The sequence below is a fragment of the Verminephrobacter aporrectodeae subsp. tuberculatae genome (genome assembly GCF_026127385.1).
GTDB lineage: Bacteria > Pseudomonadota > Gammaproteobacteria > Burkholderiales > Burkholderiaceae_C > Acidovorax > Acidovorax aporrectodeae.
The window spans coordinates 1926952-1944453 of the sequence record NZ_QZCX01000001.1 but is presented as its reverse complement, the minus strand read 5'-3'; the positions used below and the strand labels follow the sequence as shown (position 1 = coordinate 1944453).

General features: G+C 68.8%; 14 protein-coding genes. 8 read left to right on the top strand and 6 right to left on the bottom strand.

The genetic code is table 11. The annotated features are described in order from the left end of the window. Positions 1 to 26 precede the first annotated feature (26 nt). Genes D5041_RS08385 through iolB form a run of 4 tightly spaced genes read left to right on the top strand, consistent with a single transcriptional unit; the run spans position 27 to position 5800 of the window. Positions 27 to 2009, top strand: coding sequence for a bifunctional 5-dehydro-2-deoxygluconokinase/5-dehydro-2-deoxyphosphogluconate aldolase (locus D5041_RS08385; protein WP_265284348.1), 1983 nt, complete (start codon positions 27 to 29; stop codon positions 2007 to 2009). 50 nt (positions 2010 to 2059) lie between these two features. Beyond that, a complete protein-coding gene (iolD, locus tag D5041_RS08380; protein ID WP_407702239.1) occupies positions 2060 to 3958 on the top strand; it encodes a 3D-(3,5/4)-trihydroxycyclohexane-1,2-dione acylhydrolase (decyclizing) in 1899 nt (632 codons plus the stop codon). 38 nt (positions 3959 to 3996) lie between these two features. Beyond that, positions 3997 to 4929: a myo-inosose-2 dehydratase gene (gene iolE, locus D5041_RS08375; RefSeq protein ID WP_265257732.1), complete on the top strand. Its 933-nt coding sequence runs from the start codon at positions 3997 to 3999 to the stop codon at positions 4927 to 4929. Between the two features lie 31 nt (positions 4930 to 4960). Further along, the gene (iolB, locus tag D5041_RS08370) at positions 4961 to 5800 is read left to right on the top strand and encodes a 5-deoxy-glucuronate isomerase (RefSeq protein ID WP_265284347.1); all 840 of its coding nucleotides are present in this window, start codon (positions 4961 to 4963) and stop codon (positions 5798 to 5800) included. Between the two features lie 33 nt (positions 5801 to 5833). Here the strand turns inward: iolB and D5041_RS08365 are convergent, their stop codons facing one another. From D5041_RS08365 to D5041_RS08355, 3 genes are read right to left on the bottom strand one after another with little or no spacing between them, the layout of a single operon-like run. Next, complete coding sequence (locus D5041_RS08365) at positions 5834 to 6268, bottom strand: GNAT family acetyltransferase (protein WP_029554602.1); 435 nt, start codon at positions 6266 to 6268, stop codon at positions 5834 to 5836. A 22-nt stretch (positions 6269 to 6290) separates the two neighbouring features. After that, on the bottom strand, positions 6291 to 6770 hold the full coding sequence (locus D5041_RS08360; RefSeq protein WP_138927979.1) for a hypothetical protein: 480 nt from the start codon (positions 6768 to 6770) through the stop codon (positions 6291 to 6293). Positions 6771 to 6818: 48 nt separating this feature from the next. After that, positions 6819 to 9485 (bottom strand): DUF349 domain-containing protein, encoded by a 2667-nt coding sequence (locus tag D5041_RS08355; protein ID WP_265284346.1) that lies wholly within the window; start codon positions 9483 to 9485, stop codon positions 6819 to 6821. 18 nt (positions 9486 to 9503) lie between these two features. Between D5041_RS08355 and D5041_RS08350 the strand changes: the two genes are divergently transcribed. From D5041_RS08350 to D5041_RS08340, 3 genes are all read left to right on the top strand, one after another. Beyond that, positions 9504 to 9821, top strand: coding sequence for a hypothetical protein (locus D5041_RS08350; RefSeq protein ID WP_010110003.1), 318 nt, complete (start codon positions 9504 to 9506; stop codon positions 9819 to 9821). 402 nt (positions 9822 to 10223) lie between these two features. Then, the gene (locus D5041_RS08345; RefSeq protein WP_265284345.1) at positions 10224 to 11000 is read left to right on the top strand and encodes a lytic transglycosylase domain-containing protein; all 777 of its coding nucleotides are present in this window, start codon (positions 10224 to 10226) and stop codon (positions 10998 to 11000) included. A gap of 327 nt (positions 11001 to 11327) precedes the next feature. Further along, complete coding sequence (locus D5041_RS08340; protein WP_081479944.1) at positions 11328 to 12233, top strand: DMT family transporter; 906 nt, start codon at positions 11328 to 11330, stop codon at positions 12231 to 12233. 54 nt (positions 12234 to 12287) lie between these two features. Here the strand turns inward: D5041_RS08340 and D5041_RS08335 are convergent, their stop codons facing one another. Genes D5041_RS08335 through D5041_RS08325 form a run of 3 tightly spaced genes read right to left on the bottom strand, consistent with a single transcriptional unit; the run spans position 12288 to position 14426 of the window. Beyond that, the gene (locus D5041_RS08335) at positions 12288 to 12962 is read right to left on the bottom strand and encodes a hypothetical protein (protein ID WP_010109996.1); all 675 of its coding nucleotides are present in this window, start codon (positions 12960 to 12962) and stop codon (positions 12288 to 12290) included. Positions 12963 to 12999: 37 nt separating this feature from the next. Continuing rightward, positions 13000 to 13866, bottom strand: coding sequence for a biotin--[acetyl-CoA-carboxylase] ligase (locus D5041_RS08330; RefSeq protein ID WP_265257738.1), 867 nt, complete (start codon positions 13864 to 13866; stop codon positions 13000 to 13002). An 8-nt stretch (positions 13867 to 13874) separates the two neighbouring features. After that, complete coding sequence (locus D5041_RS08325; protein ID WP_265257739.1) at positions 13875 to 14426, bottom strand: SET domain-containing protein; 552 nt, start codon at positions 14424 to 14426, stop codon at positions 13875 to 13877. A gap of 142 nt (positions 14427 to 14568) precedes the next feature. On the opposite strand from D5041_RS08325, the gene D5041_RS08320 reads away from it, so the two are divergent. Continuing rightward, a complete protein-coding gene (locus D5041_RS08320) occupies positions 14569 to 17457 on the top strand; it encodes a DNA topoisomerase III (RefSeq protein WP_265284344.1) in 2889 nt (962 codons plus the stop codon). Positions 17458 to 17502 lie beyond the last annotated feature (45 nt).

Genomic DNA, 17502 nt, shown 5'->3' with positions numbered 1-17502 from the left:
CAACGGGCCTGAGAACTGACACTGACATGAGCGTCCTGAAATTTCCAAGTGGTCGCCGCATCGACCTGGCCTGCCTGGGCCGGGTGGCCGTGGACCTCTACGCGCAGCAATTCGGCAGCCCGCTCGAAGACGCGCGCAGCTTCCAGATGTACCTCGGCGGTTCGTCCGGGAACCTGGCCTTCGGCGTCGCCCGGCTGGGGCTGAGGACGGCGATGATCTCGCGCGTCGGCGACGAGCAGATGGGCCACTTCCTGCGCCAGACGCTGGAGCGCGAGGGCTGCGACACCAGCCAGTTGCAGACCGACCCCGAGCGCCTGACCGCGCTGGTGCTGCTCGGCCTCAAGGACCGCGACAGCTTCCCGCTGCTCTTCATGCGCGAGAACTGCGCCGACATGGCGCTGCGCGCCGACGCGATCGACGCGGACTTCATCGCCGGCTGCCGCGCGCTGTCCATTACCGGCACGCACCTGTCCACCCCGACCACCCGCGCGGCGGCGTTGACGGCGCTCGGCCACGCACGCACGCATGGCCTGGTGCGCGTGCTGGACATCGACTACCGGCCCGTGCTGTGGGGCCTGACGCCGCGCGGCGCGGGCGCGAACCGCTACGTTCCCGACGCCAGCGTCACGCAGCAGTTGCAGGAGGTGCTCGGCGAATTCGACCTGCTCGTCGGCACCGAGGAGGAGTTCCTGATCGCCGGCGGCGTGCCGCACGCGCTCATGGCCTCGCTGCAAGCGGTGCGCCAGCACAGCCAGGCGGTGCTCGTCGTCAAGCGCGGCGCGCTGGGCTGCTGCGTCATCGAGGGCGCGCTGCCCGCGCGCATCGAGGACGCGCCAAGCTACCCCGGCGAGCGCGTCGAGGTGCTGAACGTCCTCGGCGCGGGCGACGCCTTTCTCTCTGGGCTGCTCACGGGCCTGCTCCAGGGCCGGGACTGGGCCGAGTCCACGCGCCTCGCCAACGCCTGCGGCGCGATCGTGGTCTCGCGCCACGCCTGCTCGGCGTCCATGCCCACGCCGGCCGAGCTGGCGCACTGGTTCGGTGGTCAGCGCCATCCCCGGGTGGACGCCGACCGGCAACTCGCGCACCTGCACCGCGTGAGCGTCACGCGCCGGCGCTGGGACGATCTGTGCGTGATGGCCTTCGACCACCGCAGCCAGTTCTACGATCTGGCGCACACCGCCGGCGCCGACGAGGCGCGCATCAATCCGCTCAAGCTGCTGCTGCTGCGCGCCGCCGAGCAGGTGGAGCGCAGCCACCGCTTGCAGGGCCGCGTCGGGGTGCTGATCGACGGCGGCGCCTACGGCTGCGACGCGCTGGCGCAGGCCACCGGGCGCGGCTGGTGGGTCGGCCGGCCGGTGGAACTGCCGGGTTCGCGCCCGCTGCGCTTCGACGGCACGCGCTCGCTGGGGTCGGCGCTGGTGCACTGGCCCACCGAGCAGGTCGCCAAGTGCCTGGTGCACTACCACCCGGACGACCCCGTGGACCTGCGCCTGGAACAGGAACAGACCCTGCTCGAACTCTGGGAGGCGACGCGCGCGAGCGGCAACGAACTGCTGATCGAGCTGATCCCGCCGCGCCTGCAAACGCCGGCCACGCCGGCAGCGCAGACGGACGGCGCGGACGAGGTGCTGCTGCGCGCCGTCAAGCGCCTGTACAACCTGGGACTCCGGCCCGAGTGGTGGAAGCTCGCGCCGATGCGCCCCGATGGCTGGTCGCAGCTCGCGGCGCTGATCGCCGAGCGCGACCCGTATTGCCGCGGCGCGGTGATCCTGGGCCTGAACCAGCCGCTGGAGTATCTGGCCGAGAGCTTTCGCTGCGCGGACAACCCGATCGTCAAGGGCTTCATGGTCGGGCGTACCCTGTGGGCCGAGGCCGCGCTCGAATGGCTGCGCGGCCGGATCGGCGACCAGGCCCTGATCGACGCGGTCGCCGGCAACTTTGCCCGGCTGGTGGACGCCTGGCAGGGGCGCAGCCTGCACGGCCCGACCGGGGCGCCGAGCCCGCAATGACGACGACAACGATGACAACAACGATGACCATGACGATGGAGCCGACCGCAATGACGATGCAAACCGCCCAGGCCAGCGTGCGCCTGACCGTGGGCCAGGCGCTGGTGCGCTACCTGGCCGCGCTGCAGGCCGAGGTCACCGGGCCCGACGGCGAGACCGAAATCCTGCCCTACTGCGCGGGCGTTTTCGCGATCTTCGGCCACGGCAACGTGACCGGCCTGGGCGCAGCACTGGAGGCCGAAAAGGACCGCTTGCCGACGCTGCGCGCGCACAGCGAGCAGGGCATGGCGAACGCTGCCGTGGCCTTCGCGAAGGCCCACTTCCGCCAGCGCATCATGGCCGTGACGTCGAGCATCGGCCCGGGCGCGACGAATATGCTGACCTCCGCGGCGCTGGCGCACGTGGCGCGGCTGCCGCTGCTGCTGCTGCCCGGAGATGTCTTCGTCTCGCGCCTGCCCGACCCCGTGCTGCAACAGTTGGAGAGCTTCGAGCAGGGCGAGCTCAGCGTCAACGACTGCTTTCGCCCGGTGACGCGCTACTTCGACCGCATCACGGCGCCCGAGCAACTGCTCGTGGCCCTGCCGCGCGCCATACAGGTCATGACCGACCCCGCGCAATGCGGCCCGGTGTGCCTGGCGCTGCCGCAGGACGTACAGACCTTCGCCTGCGACTGGCCCCTGGACTTCTTCCAACCGGCGCGCATCCGCCTGCGCCGCCCGCCGGCAGACGCCGTGGAACTGGCCGCGGCCGGCGCGCTGCTCAGATCGGCAAAGAGGCCGCTGATCGTCGCCGGCGGCGGCGTGCTCTACAGCCAGGCCTGGGACGCGCTGCGCGCCTTTGCGCAAACGCACGGCGTCCCGGTGGCGGAATCGCAGGCCGGCAAGGGCAGCCTCGCCTGGGACCTGCCGCTGAACCTGGGCGCGATCGGCGTCACCGGCTCGCCCGCAGCGAACCGCGCCGCCGGGGAGTGCGACCTGGTCCTTGCCGTCGGCACGCGCCTGCAGGACTTCACGACCGGATCGCACGCGCTGTACGCGCGGGCCCGGCTGCTGAGCCTGAACGTCCAGCCCCTGGACGCCGGCAAGAAGCGCGGCCAGCAGCTCGTGGCCGACGCGCGCACCGGCCTGGAGCAGCTCTCGGCGGAACTCGCCGGATGGCGCGCCGACCCGGACTGGACCGCCGGCTGCCGCGAGCAGGCCGCCGCCTGGGTCGCGCGCGTGACGCAGCTGACCACCCGCCCCCCGGAAAACGCGCTGCCCTACGAGGCCGAGGTCATCGGCGCGGTGCGCGAATCCGCCGCCGACGCGGGACTCGACAGCGCGCGCAACGACGTCGTCGTGTGCGCCGCGGGTACGCTGCCCGCCGAACTGCACAAGCTCTGGCGCAGCGCATTGCCGGGCAACTACCACATGGACTACGCCTATTCGTGCATGGGCTACGAGGTCGCCGGCGGCCTGGGCGTGAAGCTGGCGCGGCCCGAGCGCGAGGTCATCGTGATCGTCGGCGACGGCTCGTACATGATGCTCAACTCCGAGCTCGCGACCTCGGTGCTGCTCGGGCGCAAGATCATCGTCGTGCTCCTGGACAACCGCGGCTTTGGCTGCATCGAACGGCTGCAAACCCGGACCGGCGGTGCGAGCTTCAACAACCTGCTCGACGCCTGCGTTCCCGAGGGCGGAACGCGCTCGGCGATCGACTACGCGCTGCACGGCCGCGCGCTCGGCGCCGAAGCCGTGCACGTGCGCAGCGTCGAGGAACTGCGCCGCGAAATGCGCCGCGCCCGGGCGGCGACGCAGAGCCAGCTGCTGGTGATCGACACCACGCACCAGCGCACGACCGACGACGGCGGCGCGTGGTGGGAGGTGGCCGTGCCGCAGGTCTCCCCCCGCCCCGGGGTGGCCGCCGCGCAGCGCGACTACCTCGAAGCCAAGACCCGGCAGCGCCGCTGAGCGCCAGCCCCGAACCACCCGACCCGACCCATACCACCATGACGACCTGGAACGTCCGCATCGGCATCAATCCGCTGTCCTGGATGAACGACGACCTGCCGCAACTCGGCGGCGAGACCGCGCTCGAGACCGCGCTCGCCGAAGGCGCGCAGATCGGCTACGCCGGCTTCGAGCTGGGCCACAAGTTTCCCGGCGACGGCCCCGCCTTGCAAGCCAAGCTCGCCGAGTTCGGCCTGGTCTGCGTCTCGGGCTGGTACAGCGGCATGCTCGCCGAGCCCGCGCCCGGCCAGAGCGACGCGCAGGCCGTGGCCGCCGAGATCGAGCGCTGTGAGGCGCATATGCGCAAGCTGCAACACAACGCGGTGCAGGTGGTGGTCTACGGCGAATGCGCCGCGACCATCCAGGGCCAGATCGACACACCGCTGTCCCGGCGCCCGCGCTTTGCCGACGCCGCCGCGTGGCAGCGCTACGCCGCGCGCCTGAACGCCTTTGGCGCACACCTGCTGGCCCGCTACGGAATCCGGCTCGCGTACCACCACCACATGGGCGCCTACGTCGAGTCGCCCGCCGACATCGACCAGCTGATGGCGCTGACCGACCCGCAAAGCGTCTTCCTGCTCTTCGACACCGGCCACGCCTTCTTCGGCGGCGCCGCCGACCCGGTGGCGCTGCTCGGAAGGCACGTGGCCCGCGTAGCGCACGTGCACTGCAAGGACGTGCGCGCGCAGATCGTCGCGCAGGCGCGCAGCAGCGGCTGGAGCTTTCTCGACGCCGTCGTCAACGGCGCCTTCACCGTTCCGGGCGACGGCGCCCTGGCCTGGGAGCCCCTGCTGCGCGTTCTCCGGGACGCCGGCTACGCGGGCTGGCTCGTCGTCGAAGCCGAGCAGGACCCCGCCGTCGCGCCCAGCCAGCCATACGCGCGCAAAGGCTACGACACGCTGCGCGCGCTGGTCGATCAGTTGGGCCGCTAAGTACACCCCCCCGCGCGAGGAGAACACCCCGATGCCGATTTCCCCCCTGCTGATCAAGGCCGCGCCCGGGCGCGAGATATGCTGCGTCACGCCGGCGTCTGCCGGTTGGCAGCACGTGGGCTTTCGCGCGCTGCGCCTCGGCGCCGGCGAGCACGAGAGCCTGGAGACGGGAGCGCGCGAGCTGTGCGTGGTGGTGCTCACCGGGAGCGTCGACGTGCAGGTCGGCGGGCAGCGCTTTGCAGGACTCGGCAAGCGCGACAGCGTTTTCGAGGAAATCTCGCCCGACGCGCTGTACCTGCCCGGCGGCCAGCAGCTGACGATCACGGCCACGCGCGCCGCCGAGGTCGCCCTGTGCAGCGCGCCCTGCGTCGAAGGCAAGCGGCCCGTGTGCCGCATCGACGGCGCGGGAATGCGCCGCAGCACCCGCGGGGCGGGCAGCAACGCACGCCATGTCTGCGACATCCTCATGGGCGACAACCCGGCGGCCGAACGGCTGCTGGTGGTCGAGGTCATCACCCCCGCGGGCCACTCCAGCAGCTACCCGCCGCACAAGCACGACCGCGACGCAGCGCCCGACGAAACCCTGCTCGAAGAGACCTACTACCACCGGCTCGACCCGCCGCAGGGCTTTGCGTTCCAGCGCGTCTACACCGACGACCGGAGCCTGGACGAGGCCTGCGCCGTGGAGAACCACGACGTGGTCCTGGTGCCGCGCGGCTACCACCCGGTGGTGGCCCCGCACGGCTACCGGCTGTACTACCTGAACGTGATGGCCGGCCCGGGCCGCACCTGGGTCTTTCGCAACGACCCGGCGCACGAATGGATGCTGCACCCGGCAGCCAGCGGCCCAGCGCAGAAGACCCGGCCGTGAGCACCCCGGCACGGATGCTCTCCCCGGTGCGTTTCACAGATCCGGAATCAGGCGCTTGCCCAACGAGAAGACCTCGTCGCGCGCGTATCCCAGTTGCGCATAGAAGCCGAGCACCCGGGAATTGTTGCTGCGCACCAGCACGTTGATCTTCGCGCAGCCGAGCGCCAGCAAGCGCTGTTCCACTTCGGCCATCAGGCGCCGCCCGACGGACAGGCCTTGCACGCCGGGGGCCACGGCCAAGTAGTAGACGGACCCGCGGTGCCCGTCATAACCGGCCATGGCGGTGCCCAGCAGTTCCTCGCCAGCGCCCTCGGCCGGTCGGGTGGCGACCAGAAACAGCCCGGGCTGCACCCGCAGCTTGCGGGCAATATCCTTGTGCGGGTCGTTCCAGGGCCGAAGCAGGCCGCAGCCATGCCAGAGCGCGATGGCTGCGGGCTCGTCGGCCGGATCGAACGGGCGGATGCGCAGCGCGTCCACGGTTTTCCCATTTTCAGCGGTGCGAATCGCCCAATCTGGCCAAGTGAACTTCGTTAATGTGGACGACGGCATTGTGCCCGTCCCTCACATTTGGAATTACAAGTTCGCTGGCCTTCGTGAAGCGATGGCCGACCCTGATCGAATAGGAATTGAAAGCCCAGCTCACAAAGCCGGTGAAAAAAACGGCGTCCTCGACGTCTCGCCACTTCACGCCGGTGATGCCTTTGTTCCAGGGAAAGACACCGCGAAAGAACCAAACGCCATCATCGTCGGTGAACAAGATCATGCTGCGCAGGTAGAGCACCTGATAGACAAATATCGCCAGTGCTACCAGGGCAGCAACGACGCCCAGGGACGGATTCAGTGTGCCCAGGACAACGGCCAGCGCCGAGAGGAGGAAGAACACCACCCCGGGCCGGACGTATGCCACCCACGACATCCGATATTGATTGAACCGTATGCCGCCCGATGTTTCGTTATTTTCTGATTCCATGGTAGACCATCCGAAAAAAACAGGGGAGCGCGCTGGTCCGCTTTCCCGTCATTTGCGCAGCAGCGTCTTCAACGCGCCCTGCAGGCGGCGTGCGCTGCCCGCATCGCTGGCGCTCGCGAGCACGCGGGCCGCGTCCTGGCCCCAGGTCTGGGCGGGCGCGGGGTCGTTGCGCCGGGTGAGCAACTGCAACTGCAGCATGCGCCGCGCAGCGATGTGCTCTGCCGGGGTGGGCGCCTCGGCCGCCATCTCCAGGCGCAGCAGCGCTTCGGACGCATCGCCCTGCGGCGCGCACGACAGGGCCTGCACCCAGGCGCTGCGCACCGCGGGCGGCACACGCCCCCCCAGGTCCTGCGTCGCGGGGACCTGGGCCGCATCGCGCTTTTCCCAGGCCGTGAGCAGCTGCGTCAGGGCCTCGCCATGCGCCTGCGCCGCGAGCTTCTTGAGCGCCAGCTGGGCGTTCTCCATGGCCTCACGCTGCGCGCGGAAGGCGGTGTCGCCCAGGCGCGGGGCGCGCTCCTCGGGCGCGGGGCGCTGGCCTCGGGCGTTGCGCTCGTCCCCGCGGCCTGCGGCGCGCGGGCCCCGGCTGGCGTCCCGATCCCCCACACGGGCGTCGCGCCACTCGCCGGGGCGCGCGCCCCGGCCAGGCGCGGCGGGCGCGTCCTTCTTCATTCCGGGGCGGTCGTCGCCGCGCACCGCGCGCACGGGACGCTGCGCGGCCTTGGGCGCATCCGCAGTGGCCGCGCCCGCGCCAGCGTTCTCCGGCACCGTGTCAGGCGCTGTATCAGACGCTTCCGCTTCGGTCGCATTCGGGGAAGGTTGCGCCTGCGCCGGCTCGTCACTGCGCGCCTGCTCTGCCGCCTGGGACTGACCGCGCAAGGCCGCTTCCAGCGCCTGCAGGGCCGTGCGGATGCGCTGCGTGTCGCCGCTCGCGTTGGCGGCTTCGAGGGCCTTGGAGGCGTCGAGGACCATGCGGTCGTGCGCCGTCAGCTCGGTGAGCGCGCGCTCGCGCTGCGCCGACTTGCGGCTGAAGGCCTCGTCGATGGGCTTGCGAAACGCGTCCCAGAGCTTTTGTTCCTGCCTGCGCTCGAGCGCAACGGTCTGCGCCTCGACCTGCCAGCGCTGCTGCAGGGCCTTTATGGCGTCGATGCGCAGCGTGGGCGCGGCGCCCAGCGCCGCAGCCTCCTCGACCAGGGCCTGGCGGCGGACCAGGCTCTCCTTCTGCGCGGCCTCCAGGGGCGCGGCGGCCAGGTCCATGGCCTGTTTCCACAGCGGCTGCAACTCGGCAAAGAGCTTCTCTCCCACGTGGCCGCCCTCGCGCCAGCGCTCGGCAAACTGCTGCAGCGCACGGTGCGTGGCCTTCCAGTCTCCGGATGCGGCGTGCGCCTGCGCCCAGACGCTGAGCTCTTCGATCAGCGCCAGGCGCCGGGCCTTGTGTCCGGCGGCCTCGGTGCGCAGCTTCTCGAGCCAGACCTCGACCACCTTGTGCGCGGTGTTGCAGGCCGTATCAAACCGCTTCCACAGCGCGTGGTTCGGCGCGCCGCCCTGATCCGCCTGCTTCCACTGCTCGCGCAGGCGGCGCAGGGTTTCCTGCATCTTGCGCCCGCCCAGCGCCTGGCCTTCGGGGCGCTCGAGCAGCGCCTCGGCCTGCGCCACGAGGTCTTCGCGCAGTTGGTCGGCGCTCCAGCGCTGCCAGCCCTCGAGTTCCCCCGCGGCGACCAACGCGCTGTGCACCTGCTGCTCGAGCGCATTGTCTATGTGCCTGCCGTGCTGTTTGAGAACGGCGCGCAGCGCGGCCGCGGCACCGACGCTCGCCTTGCCGTGGCCTTCGGCGGTTTCCTTTTCCAATGTCACCAGGGCTTCGCGCACGGTCTGGACGGCCTTCTCGAGCACCTCGGGCGCCACCTTGGGTTTGGGCGCATGCGCCGGCTCGGCGGGCAGGCCGCGCGCGGCGCGCAGCTCGTCGGCCCACACGGGCACCGGCGGCAAGGGCGCGGCCGCGTCCTCGGCGGCGGCGATGGCCTGCGCGAGCGCCGGCTGAAACGCATCCCAGACCACCAGCAACTGGCTGCGGGACGCGTCGAGCAAGGGGGGAAAGCGCATATCCACGCTCGCCCAGCACGCATCGCCGGTGAGTTCCCGGGCCTGCTCCTGCCAGCGGGCGACGTCCGTGCGCAGCGGTTCGAGCGCTGCGAGCGCGTCGCGCCAGGGCTTGGTGGAGAACACCTCGATGCGCTGCGCCAGCAGCACGGCGGCCTCGCGCTGTACCTGCACGCGATGCTGCAGGTCTTCGATGACCCGCACCCGGTCCGCCAATTGCAGCTTGAGCAGCGACAGCGGCTCGCGCGACAACGGCGCGCCGGCCTTGGCCGCGTCGCGCTGCCAGGCCATCGCGTCGGCGATGTTCAGCTTTGGCGCAGTGAGCAGCGCCTGGGCCTTCTCGGCCCATTCGGCGGCAATGGCTTCCTGCTCCTTCGCGCGGCGGATTTCATTCAGGCGCTCGCGCACCGCACGGGCTGCGCCCTTGTCGCGCGCGCTGAGCTCCTTGAAGACTTCCTGCAACTGCCCGGATGCGGGCTCGGTGGCCAGCCAGTCGCGGATGCGCGCGGCGCGCTCGCCCGAGGTGGCGGCAGAAAAGGCGCCGCCGGTCAGCGCGTCGAGCGCATGCGGCGCCTGGGGTTTGGCCGGGACTGGATTCACTTCAGATGCGTCGGACATGTGGCTGCAGGAAAAAAAATGGAAACAGGGATCCAGTGGACGGCGGAGGCCACGTTGCGCGCGCTCCGCCTGGGGGTCTGCCGTGGCGGGCGCAGCGCACGCGCCAAGGCAGCAACTATGGAAAAGGCTATTTTCACCGGGTTTGGCACACTGCGGAAACAAACAAGAAAGCCCGACGGACAGCACCTCGTGGCCTGCCCGCCGGGCTTGACGGCTGACACAACGGTCTTTGCCATCGCTCGCAACGCGGAGATGAACGGTCCGCATGGCGCGGAGGCAAGGTATTGCCCCCAAGGGTTTGCCATGGAAGCGGCATCTGCTGCACCTTGGCACTGAATGCCCTCGGAGGGAGACTTCGCTTCGTCTGGCGACGCCTGAATTCCACAGGCCATGCGGACCTTACCAAAGTCGCAGCGACAACTCAAACAGGATTCTCAATGGAAACAAGATGATCGATTGAATTTTTCATGAGCCCCCACGGAACAGCGCCCATCCTGCGCTGCGCAGTTCTGGAGGATTTTCTGAAACTTTTCATAACCAAAACGTCCTAAAATTACTTTTGTTAGTATTGACTGTGTATTTCGCAGGCTTCTAGAATCCGCCGCTTCACCAACGAGCCCCACAAGAAAAACCGGCCCACAGCCGAACCCGGCTCAATCAGATCAGGGAATCCCCCCTCGAAATCCGATGGCGATCTGCCCAAGGGGCGCAGTCCCGCCTCCAGAGAAAAGGAGATTCATGACAGCATCAGAAAAAACCGTCTCCGGCCTGCGCCGCCTTGCCGTGCGCGCGACCGGGGAGGCTCTTGCCATCACCCGCAACGGCCTGACCCTCGTCGGCCTGGCCGTTGCCTTTGTACTCATCGTCCTCACGGCCCGCCCGGACCTGCGCCAAGCCGGCAAGGAGCAGCTCCAGCACTGGTTGCAGGCGCGCCAGGTGGACCCGGTGGAAATCCCCGCCCCCCTTGCTGAGCCCAAGGCCAGCGAGCACGCCACGGCCGGAAACCCCAAGGAACTGCCCCGGGAGCAAGCCGCCGTGGCCTTCTGGCTGAGCAAAAAGTACCGTGTGGCCACCGAGCCGCTGGGCGTGCTGGTGGCCGAAACCTACGGCATCGGCGCGCGCTCCAGGATCGATCCGGCGCTGATCTTGGCCATCATGGCCATCGAATCGAAATTCAATCCGTTCGCGCAGAGCGCCATGGGCGCCCAGGGCCTGATGCAGGTCATGACCCGGGTGCACGCCGACAAGTACCAGAACTTCGGCGGGCACGCCTTCGACCCGGTGAGCAACCTGCGCGTGGGGGTCAAGGTCTTGCAGGAATGCATTGCGCGCGCCGGCTCCCTGGAGGGCGGCCTGCGCCATTACGCGGGCGCGGCCAACACCGACGACGGCGGCTATGTGGCCAAGGTAATGGCCGAGTACCTCCGCCTGCGCCAAGTCGCTGGCCGCCCGCTGCCCATCGACCCGCCACAGGCTCCTGCGGCCCCGAGCATTTCGTCCGACAGCGCTGCATAGCACGGCGGTGCTCTCCGGCCTCTGACGCCAGGCCACCGCCGGGCCCGCCGAACGCAGGCGTCCCGACTGCCGCGTTTCGTCCAGGTGTTTTCCTTCGCGCCGAGGTGGCGCGCTCAGCGGGACGCCGGCATCCAGATCGCGCTTGAGGCTTTTTATCGACGCAACGCCCTGGCTGAGAACGCTGGGCAGCGGGTTTCTGGTAGAAAGCATTGGCAATGCACGCGGCCGAGCCACAGTTGACAGGCACGCACGCCAACGCCAGCGCACCATGCGATCCAGGATTTGTGCCACCGCGCCGGATCCGACCCCTATCCGGAGAATGATTTGATGGCACGGGCAAAGGAAAATCCAGTGTGGGCCCAGGCAGCACTGGTCCTCGCGGTTTTCTTTTGGGCAAGCTCATTTGTTGCCATGAAACACGCCGTGGGTCATATGGACCCGGGATTGATCGTCCTCATCAGAATGATCATTGCCTCGTCATGCTTTATCCTGATATACAGGCTATGGCGTGGCATGGCATACACGCGCGGCGATTGGAAATACTTTCTCATCATGTCGGTGTGCGACCCGGGCCTTTACTTCTTTCTTGAATCGCAGGCGTTGAAGTACACGTCTGCGTCCGCAGCAGGGACGATCAACTCGCTGCAGCCCCCTCTGCTCGCCCTGTCGGCCTGGGTCTTCCTCAGGGAGCGTCCCAGCCTGGTGACTTTCATTGGCGCCGCGATCTCCATCGTCGGCGCAGTCCTGCTGACAGCCGCTTCGCCGAGCATCGAAAGCTCGCCCAATCCCTGGCTCGGGAATACGCTGGAATTCGGGGCCATGGCGTCCTCGACGATCTACATCGTGGTGCTGAAAAAACTGTCCGACCGCTACAGCCCGCTCTTCCTGACCGCCCTGCAGGCGTTTGGTGGCGCGCTTCTCTTTGCACCCCTGCTTTGGACCGCCGATATCCCCGCCACAGTGCCCACCAGTGCGTGGATCGCCATCTTCTACCTCGCGACCTTCGTCACGTTCGGCGGGTATTTTCTATACAACTGGGGCGTCGCAAAATCAACTGCCATGATCGCCAGCGCGTATCTCAATCTGATCCCGGTATTCTCGGTGGGGCTGGCGTTCGTATTTCTCGACGAACGATTGACGATATTCCAGATTTGCATGGTTCTTGTGATCATCATGGGCGTTTTTGTGAGCCAAAGCGCCCAGTTTCGCCGCCCGGCCGCCCTGCATCAGTAGCCTGACCCACCCTCGCTCGATGAAGCGCTGCGGTTGGTCGCCCATGCACTCGGCTCAGCCGCAGGCGCGCAGCGTCTTGCCGGCCATGGCGTTGCGCAGGGTCTCGAGTTGCGGGCGCAGCGCCTCGTTGACTGCGGGCAGGCGCAGCGTAAAGCCCGGGGATTCGGGGCGTTCCTGGACCACGCGGGCCGTGCGCACGCCCTGGCTGACCAGGTTCGCCAGTTCGCGCTTGGCGGCGTTTTCCGAAGAGAAGCGGCCCAGCGACAGGCCCGGCTCCAGCGTGCCGCCCGCGCGGTCGAAATCCACTTTGCGCGTGCGCAGTTCGGTGCGCTTTTTGTCCAGCGTTTCCAGGTCGTCGAAACGCCCCATGTAGACCATCCAGCGGCCGGTCTGCAGGGGCGTGGGCTCGAGCACCCAACTGTCCTGGGGCAGGGCCGCGGTTGCGGCGCGCAGGGCGGCCGCCTGGCGTTCGTCGAAAACGCCGGCCTGCAGGCATTCGCCGGCGGGTTGCGCGGACACAGGGGGCTGCGGGTCCGGGGGGCCTGCCGCTGCGCCCGGGTTCGGATTCGACTTCAGGATCTGCAGCGTCTCGGGCCGGATCTGCTGCCGCATGCGCTGGGGTTCGGTCTGCTCTTGCGGGGCCAGGCCCCAGGGGCGCAGCAGGCCATGCGACCAGGCGCCGTAGCCGGCGTTGGCCAGCAGCAGCACGATCAGTGCAAAGCGCAGCATGGAACGGACCCTTTCGACAGAGAAAACATCACACCGATCACACCGGCTGCGCGGCGCTGGGCCGGACGCTGATTTCGGCGCCGCTGATGGCCTGCAGTGCGCCGGCCATGCGCACCAGCAGCGCGCCGTCCTCGCGCACGCCATGCGCGCTGCCCGTGCGGCCGTCGCTGAGCGCCACGGCGCGGCCGTGCAGCAGGTCGCGGGCCGCAAAACGCGGCTGCACGGGGCCAAAGCCGTGCTGCTCGAACGCCTGCAGCATGGCCACCAGCGGTCCCACGATGCGCAGCAGCGCGGCGGGGGCGTCGAGCCCGGGCTCCAGGTCCTGCAGGCTGCCTGGCGGCAGGCTCAGGCCCTCGGCGCTGCGCGGCAGCACGTTGATGCCTATGCCAAGCACCGCGTAGCGTGCTGCGCTGCAGGAGGCCGCGGGCCCGCGCGCTACGAGGCTGGTCGTCTCCAGCAGGATTCCGCCCAGCTTGCGCTCGCCCGCTGCGCTGTCCAGCCACAGGTCATTCGGCCATTTCAGGCCCAGGCGTGCGGGCCGCTGCGCACCCCGGGGGGGCAGCACGGGTTGCAGACTCTCGGCCACGCTCACCCCCACGGCGAGCGAGAGGCCGGACCAATCCCGGGGCGCAAATGGCAGCCCCAGGGACATCGTCAGAGAGGGGATTGCGCCCCCCGCGCCGTGCGCCGCGCCGTGCGCCGCGTCGCTGTGCCACACGCGCCCCAGCCGCCCGCGCCCTGCGGTCTGCCGTTCGGCCACGAGCAGGCTGGGCGCGCAGCGACCGGCGCGCGCACGGCGCATGAGCTCGGTGTTCGTCGAATCGACGCTGGGCAGCACTTCGACGGCAAAGCCCGGCAGCAGCGGTGACACCGCTGCGCACAGGGTCTCGACGGGCCAGCGCATGGGGGTGGTCACCGGGCGGCCTGCCGGTTGCGTTTCGGCGCCGCGTCCGGGGCCGGGTGTGCGGCCGGCGCCCGGCGGCGCTTGGGGGCGAGCAGCGTGCCCCGGCAGTTCCTGCTGCCGCACCAGCAGGGGTACTCGGCTTTGAGCCGGGGCGTGTAGCGCTCGTCAACGACCAGGCCGTAGTCGTAGTTCAGTTCCTCGCCGGCCTTGATGCGGCGCAGCGCCGTGATGAAGATGCGCCCGTCGCGCATGTCGGCGTGGCAGTTCGGGTCGCAGCTGTGGTTGATCCAGCGCGAGGCGTTGCCGCCAAACTTCCCGTCGATCACGTGCTCCTCGTCCACATGGAAGTAAAACGTGTGGTTGGGCTGCAACGGGTCGTGCGGATGGCGCTCCTGCGCTTCCTGCCAGCGGATGATCTCGCCGACGTACTCCAACAGGACCTCGCCTGCGGCAATGTCCTGCATGGCAAACACGCCCTTGCCATGCACGCCCGAGCGCCGGACCTGGATGCGGCGCCCCCGCGCACGGGTTGGGGCTGCGGGCGATGTGAAACGGGACATGGAAAAACTCTGTTAACTTGATGGTGCACGCAGGTGCGCGCGCGTAGGCGTGCGCGCGAAAGCCCGGATTGTAGAAGCTGTAGAGGCTTGTGAAAGCGCCCGGGCCGACCCTGGCGCGCAAAGACTGGTAGGGAGCCCCCAAATGACCAAGACCCTGGTAATTGCAGAAAAACCCTCGGTGGCGCAGGACATCGTGCGCGCACTCACGCCCGTGGCCGGCAAGTTCGTGAAGCACGAAGACCACTTCGAGAGCGAGCACTATGTAGTCACCAGCGCCCTGGGCCACCTGGTCGAAATCCAGGCCCCGGAAGAATTCGACGTCAAGCGCGGCAAGTGGAGCTTTGCCCACCTGCCCGTGATCCCGCCGTACTTCGACCTCAAGCCCGTGGACAAGACCCGCAGCCGCCTGAACGCCGTCGTCAAGCAGGCCCGGCGCAAGGACGTCACGCGGATCATCAACGCCTGCGACGCGGGCCGCGAGGGGGAGCTGATCTTCCGCCTGATCGAGCAGTACGCCGGCGGCGCCAAACCCCTGGGCAAGCCGGTCCTGCGCCTGTGGCTGCAGTCCATGACGCCGCAGGCCATCCGCGACGGCTTCGACGCGCTGCGCAGCGAGCAGCAAATGGCGGGCCTGGCGAGCGCCGCGCGCAGCCGCTCCGAGGCCGACTGGCTGGTGGGGATCAACGGCACGCGCGCCATGACGGCGTTCAATTCGCGCGACGGGGGCTTCTTTCTGACCACGGTGGGCCGGGTGCAGACGCCCACGCTGTCGCTGGTGGTCGAGCGCGAAGAGAAAATCCGCGGCTTCGTGAGCCGCGACTACTGGGAAATCCACGCCAGTTTTGGCGCGCAGGCGGGCGCGTACCCCGCCAAGTGGTTTGACCCCGAGTGGAAAAAAAGCGCCGACGCCGAGGCCAAGGCCGACCGCGTCTGGTCCGCGGACCAGGCGCAGGCGATTGCCGACGCCGTGCGCGGCAAGCCGGCCAGCGTCACCGAAGAGAGCCGGCCCACCACGCAGGCCTCGCCCCTGCTGTTCGACCTGACCAGCCTGCAGCGCGAGGCGAACGGCAAATTCGGCTTCTCGGCCAAGACCACGCTGGCGCTGGCGCAGAGCCTGTACGAGCGGCACAAGGCGCTGACCTATCCGCGCACCGATTCCCGCGCTCTGCCCGAGGATTACCTGCCGGTGGCCAAGCAGACCTTCGAGATGCTCGCCGCCAGCGGCATGCAGCATCTGGCGCCGCACGCCCACACGGCGCTCAAGAACGGTTACCTGCGCGCGTCCAAGCGCATCTTCGACAACACCAAGGTGAGCGATCACTTTGCCATCATCCCCACGCTGCAGGCCCCCAGCGGCCTGAGCGACGCCGAGCAAAAGCTCTACGACCTGGTGGTGCGTCGCTTCATGGCGGTGTTCTTCCCGAGTGCCGAGTACACCGTGACCATACGGATTTCCACCGTCGCCCCGCACCGCTTCAGAACCGAGGGCAAGGTGCTCGTCAAGCCTGGCTGGCTGGCGATCTACGGCAAGGAAGCCGCCGCCGAGGTGGAGGGCGGCAAGGACGGCGACAAGGGCCAGAACCTGGTTCCCGTACTGCCCGGCGAAATGGTGCACACCCTGGCCGCCGAGGCCAAGGGCCTGAAGACCCGGCCGCCTGCGCGCTACTCCGAAGCCACGCTGCTGGGGGCGATGGAGGGCGCCGGCAAGCAGCTCGACGACGACGAACTGCGCCAGGCCATGCAGGAAAAGGGGCTGGGCACGCCGGCCACACGCGCGGCGATCATCGAAGGTCTGCTGCACGAGAAATACATGCTGCGCGAGGGCCGCGAAATCATCCCCACGGCCAAGGCCTTCCAGCTCATGACGCTGCTGCGCGGGCTCGGGGTCGAAGAGCTGTGCCGCGCAGACCTCACGGGCGAGTGGGAGTTCAAGCTCGCGCAGATGGAAAAGGGCCGGCTCAGCCGCGAATCCTTCATGGCCGAAATCGCCACCATGACCGGGCGCATGGTGAAAAAGGCCAAGGAATACGACCGCGACACCATCCCCGGCGACTACGCCACCCTGCAAGCGCCCTGCCCCAATTGCGGCGCCGTGGTGAAGGAAAACTACCGCCGTTTTGCCTGCACCGGCGCCGGCGGCAAGGGCGAGGGCTGCGGCTTCAGTTTTGGCAAATCGCCCGCGGGCCGCACCTTTGAAACCGCCGAGGCCGAGGCCCTGCTGCGCGACCGCAGGATCGGCCCGCTGGAAGGCTTTCGCTCCAAGGCCGGCTGGCCCTTCCGCTCGGAGATCGTCATCCGCTACGACGAAGAGGCCAAGAACTACCGGCTCGAATTCGACTTTGGCGACGACCGGGCCGCCGAGGAATCGGGCGAGTTGGTCACGTTTGCCGACCCGTCCCTGGGCCCCTGCCCCCTCTGCGGCGCCGAGATACACGAGCACCGCGGCAATTACCTGTGCAGCAAGGCCGTTCCCACGGCCGCGCAGCCCACGCCCAGTTGCCGTTTCAAGAGCAGCACGGTCATCCTGCAGCAGGCCGTGGAACGCGGGCAGATGGAGAAACTGCTGGCCACCGGAAAGACCGACCTGCTCGACAAGTTCGTGAGCCAGCGCACGCGCCGCGCCTTCAAGGCCCACCTGGCCTGGGACAAGGACGCGGGCAAGGTCGGCTTTGAATTTGCGCCCAGCAAGTTCCCGCAGCGCAAGCCTGCCGTCGCCGCTGTCGCTGCCAAGGCGGCGTTGCCGGCAAGAAAGGCCGCAGCCAAGAAGACCGCCGCGGCCAAGACCTCCCCCCGCGCCAAGGCCAGCGCAGGCAAGCTCCCCAACGCCGCGCTGGCCGCCGTGATCGGCAGCGCGCCCGTGACCCGCCCCGAGGCGATCAAAAAGCTCTGGGAATACATCCGGGAGAACAAGCTGCAGGATCCCCGGAACAAGCGCAGCATCGTCGCGGACGCGAAGCTGCGCGCCGTGTTTGGCAAGGACCAGGCGGGCATGTTCGAGCTCGCGGGAATCCTTGGGCAGCATCTGGGCTGATGCTCCCTGGCGTCAGCTGTCCGTGGCGACAGCCGCAGCCCGCAT

Bases quoted from the DNA above. Each gene is read 5' to 3' on its own strand.
- D5041_RS08385 (WP_265284348.1), top strand. From the start codon at position 27: ATGAGCGTCCTGAAATTTCCAAGTGGTCGCCGCATCGACCTGGCCTGC.
- iolD (WP_407702239.1), top strand. From the start codon at position 2,060: ATGACGATGCAAACCGCCCAGGCCAGCGTGCGCCTGACCGTGGGCCAG.
- iolE (WP_265257732.1), top strand. From the start codon at position 3,997: ATGACGACCTGGAACGTCCGCATCGGCATCAATCCGCTGTCCTGGATG.
- iolB (WP_265284347.1), top strand. From the start codon at position 4,961: ATGCCGATTTCCCCCCTGCTGATCAAGGCCGCGCCCGGGCGCGAGATA.
- D5041_RS08360 (WP_138927979.1), bottom strand. From the start codon at position 6,770: ATGGAATCAGAAAATAACGAAACATCGGGCGGCATACGGTTCAATCAA.
- D5041_RS08355 (WP_265284346.1), bottom strand. From the start codon at position 9,485: ATGTCCGACGCATCTGAAGTGAATCCAGTCCCGGCCAAACCCCAGGCG.
- D5041_RS08350 (WP_010110003.1), top strand. From the start codon at position 9,504: ATGGAAACAGGGATCCAGTGGACGGCGGAGGCCACGTTGCGCGCGCTC.
- D5041_RS08345 (WP_265284345.1), top strand. From the start codon at position 10,224: ATGACAGCATCAGAAAAAACCGTCTCCGGCCTGCGCCGCCTTGCCGTG.
- D5041_RS08340 (WP_081479944.1), top strand. From the start codon at position 11,328: ATGGCACGGGCAAAGGAAAATCCAGTGTGGGCCCAGGCAGCACTGGTC.
- D5041_RS08335 (WP_010109996.1), bottom strand. From the start codon at position 12,962: ATGCTGCGCTTTGCACTGATCGTGCTGCTGCTGGCCAACGCCGGCTAC.
- D5041_RS08330 (WP_265257738.1), bottom strand. From the start codon at position 13,866: ATGCGCTGGCCCGTCGAGACCCTGTGCGCAGCGGTGTCACCGCTGCTG.
- D5041_RS08325 (WP_265257739.1), bottom strand. From the start codon at position 14,426: ATGTCCCGTTTCACATCGCCCGCAGCCCCAACCCGTGCGCGGGGGCGC.
- D5041_RS08320 (WP_265284344.1), top strand. From the start codon at position 14,569: ATGACCAAGACCCTGGTAATTGCAGAAAAACCCTCGGTGGCGCAGGAC.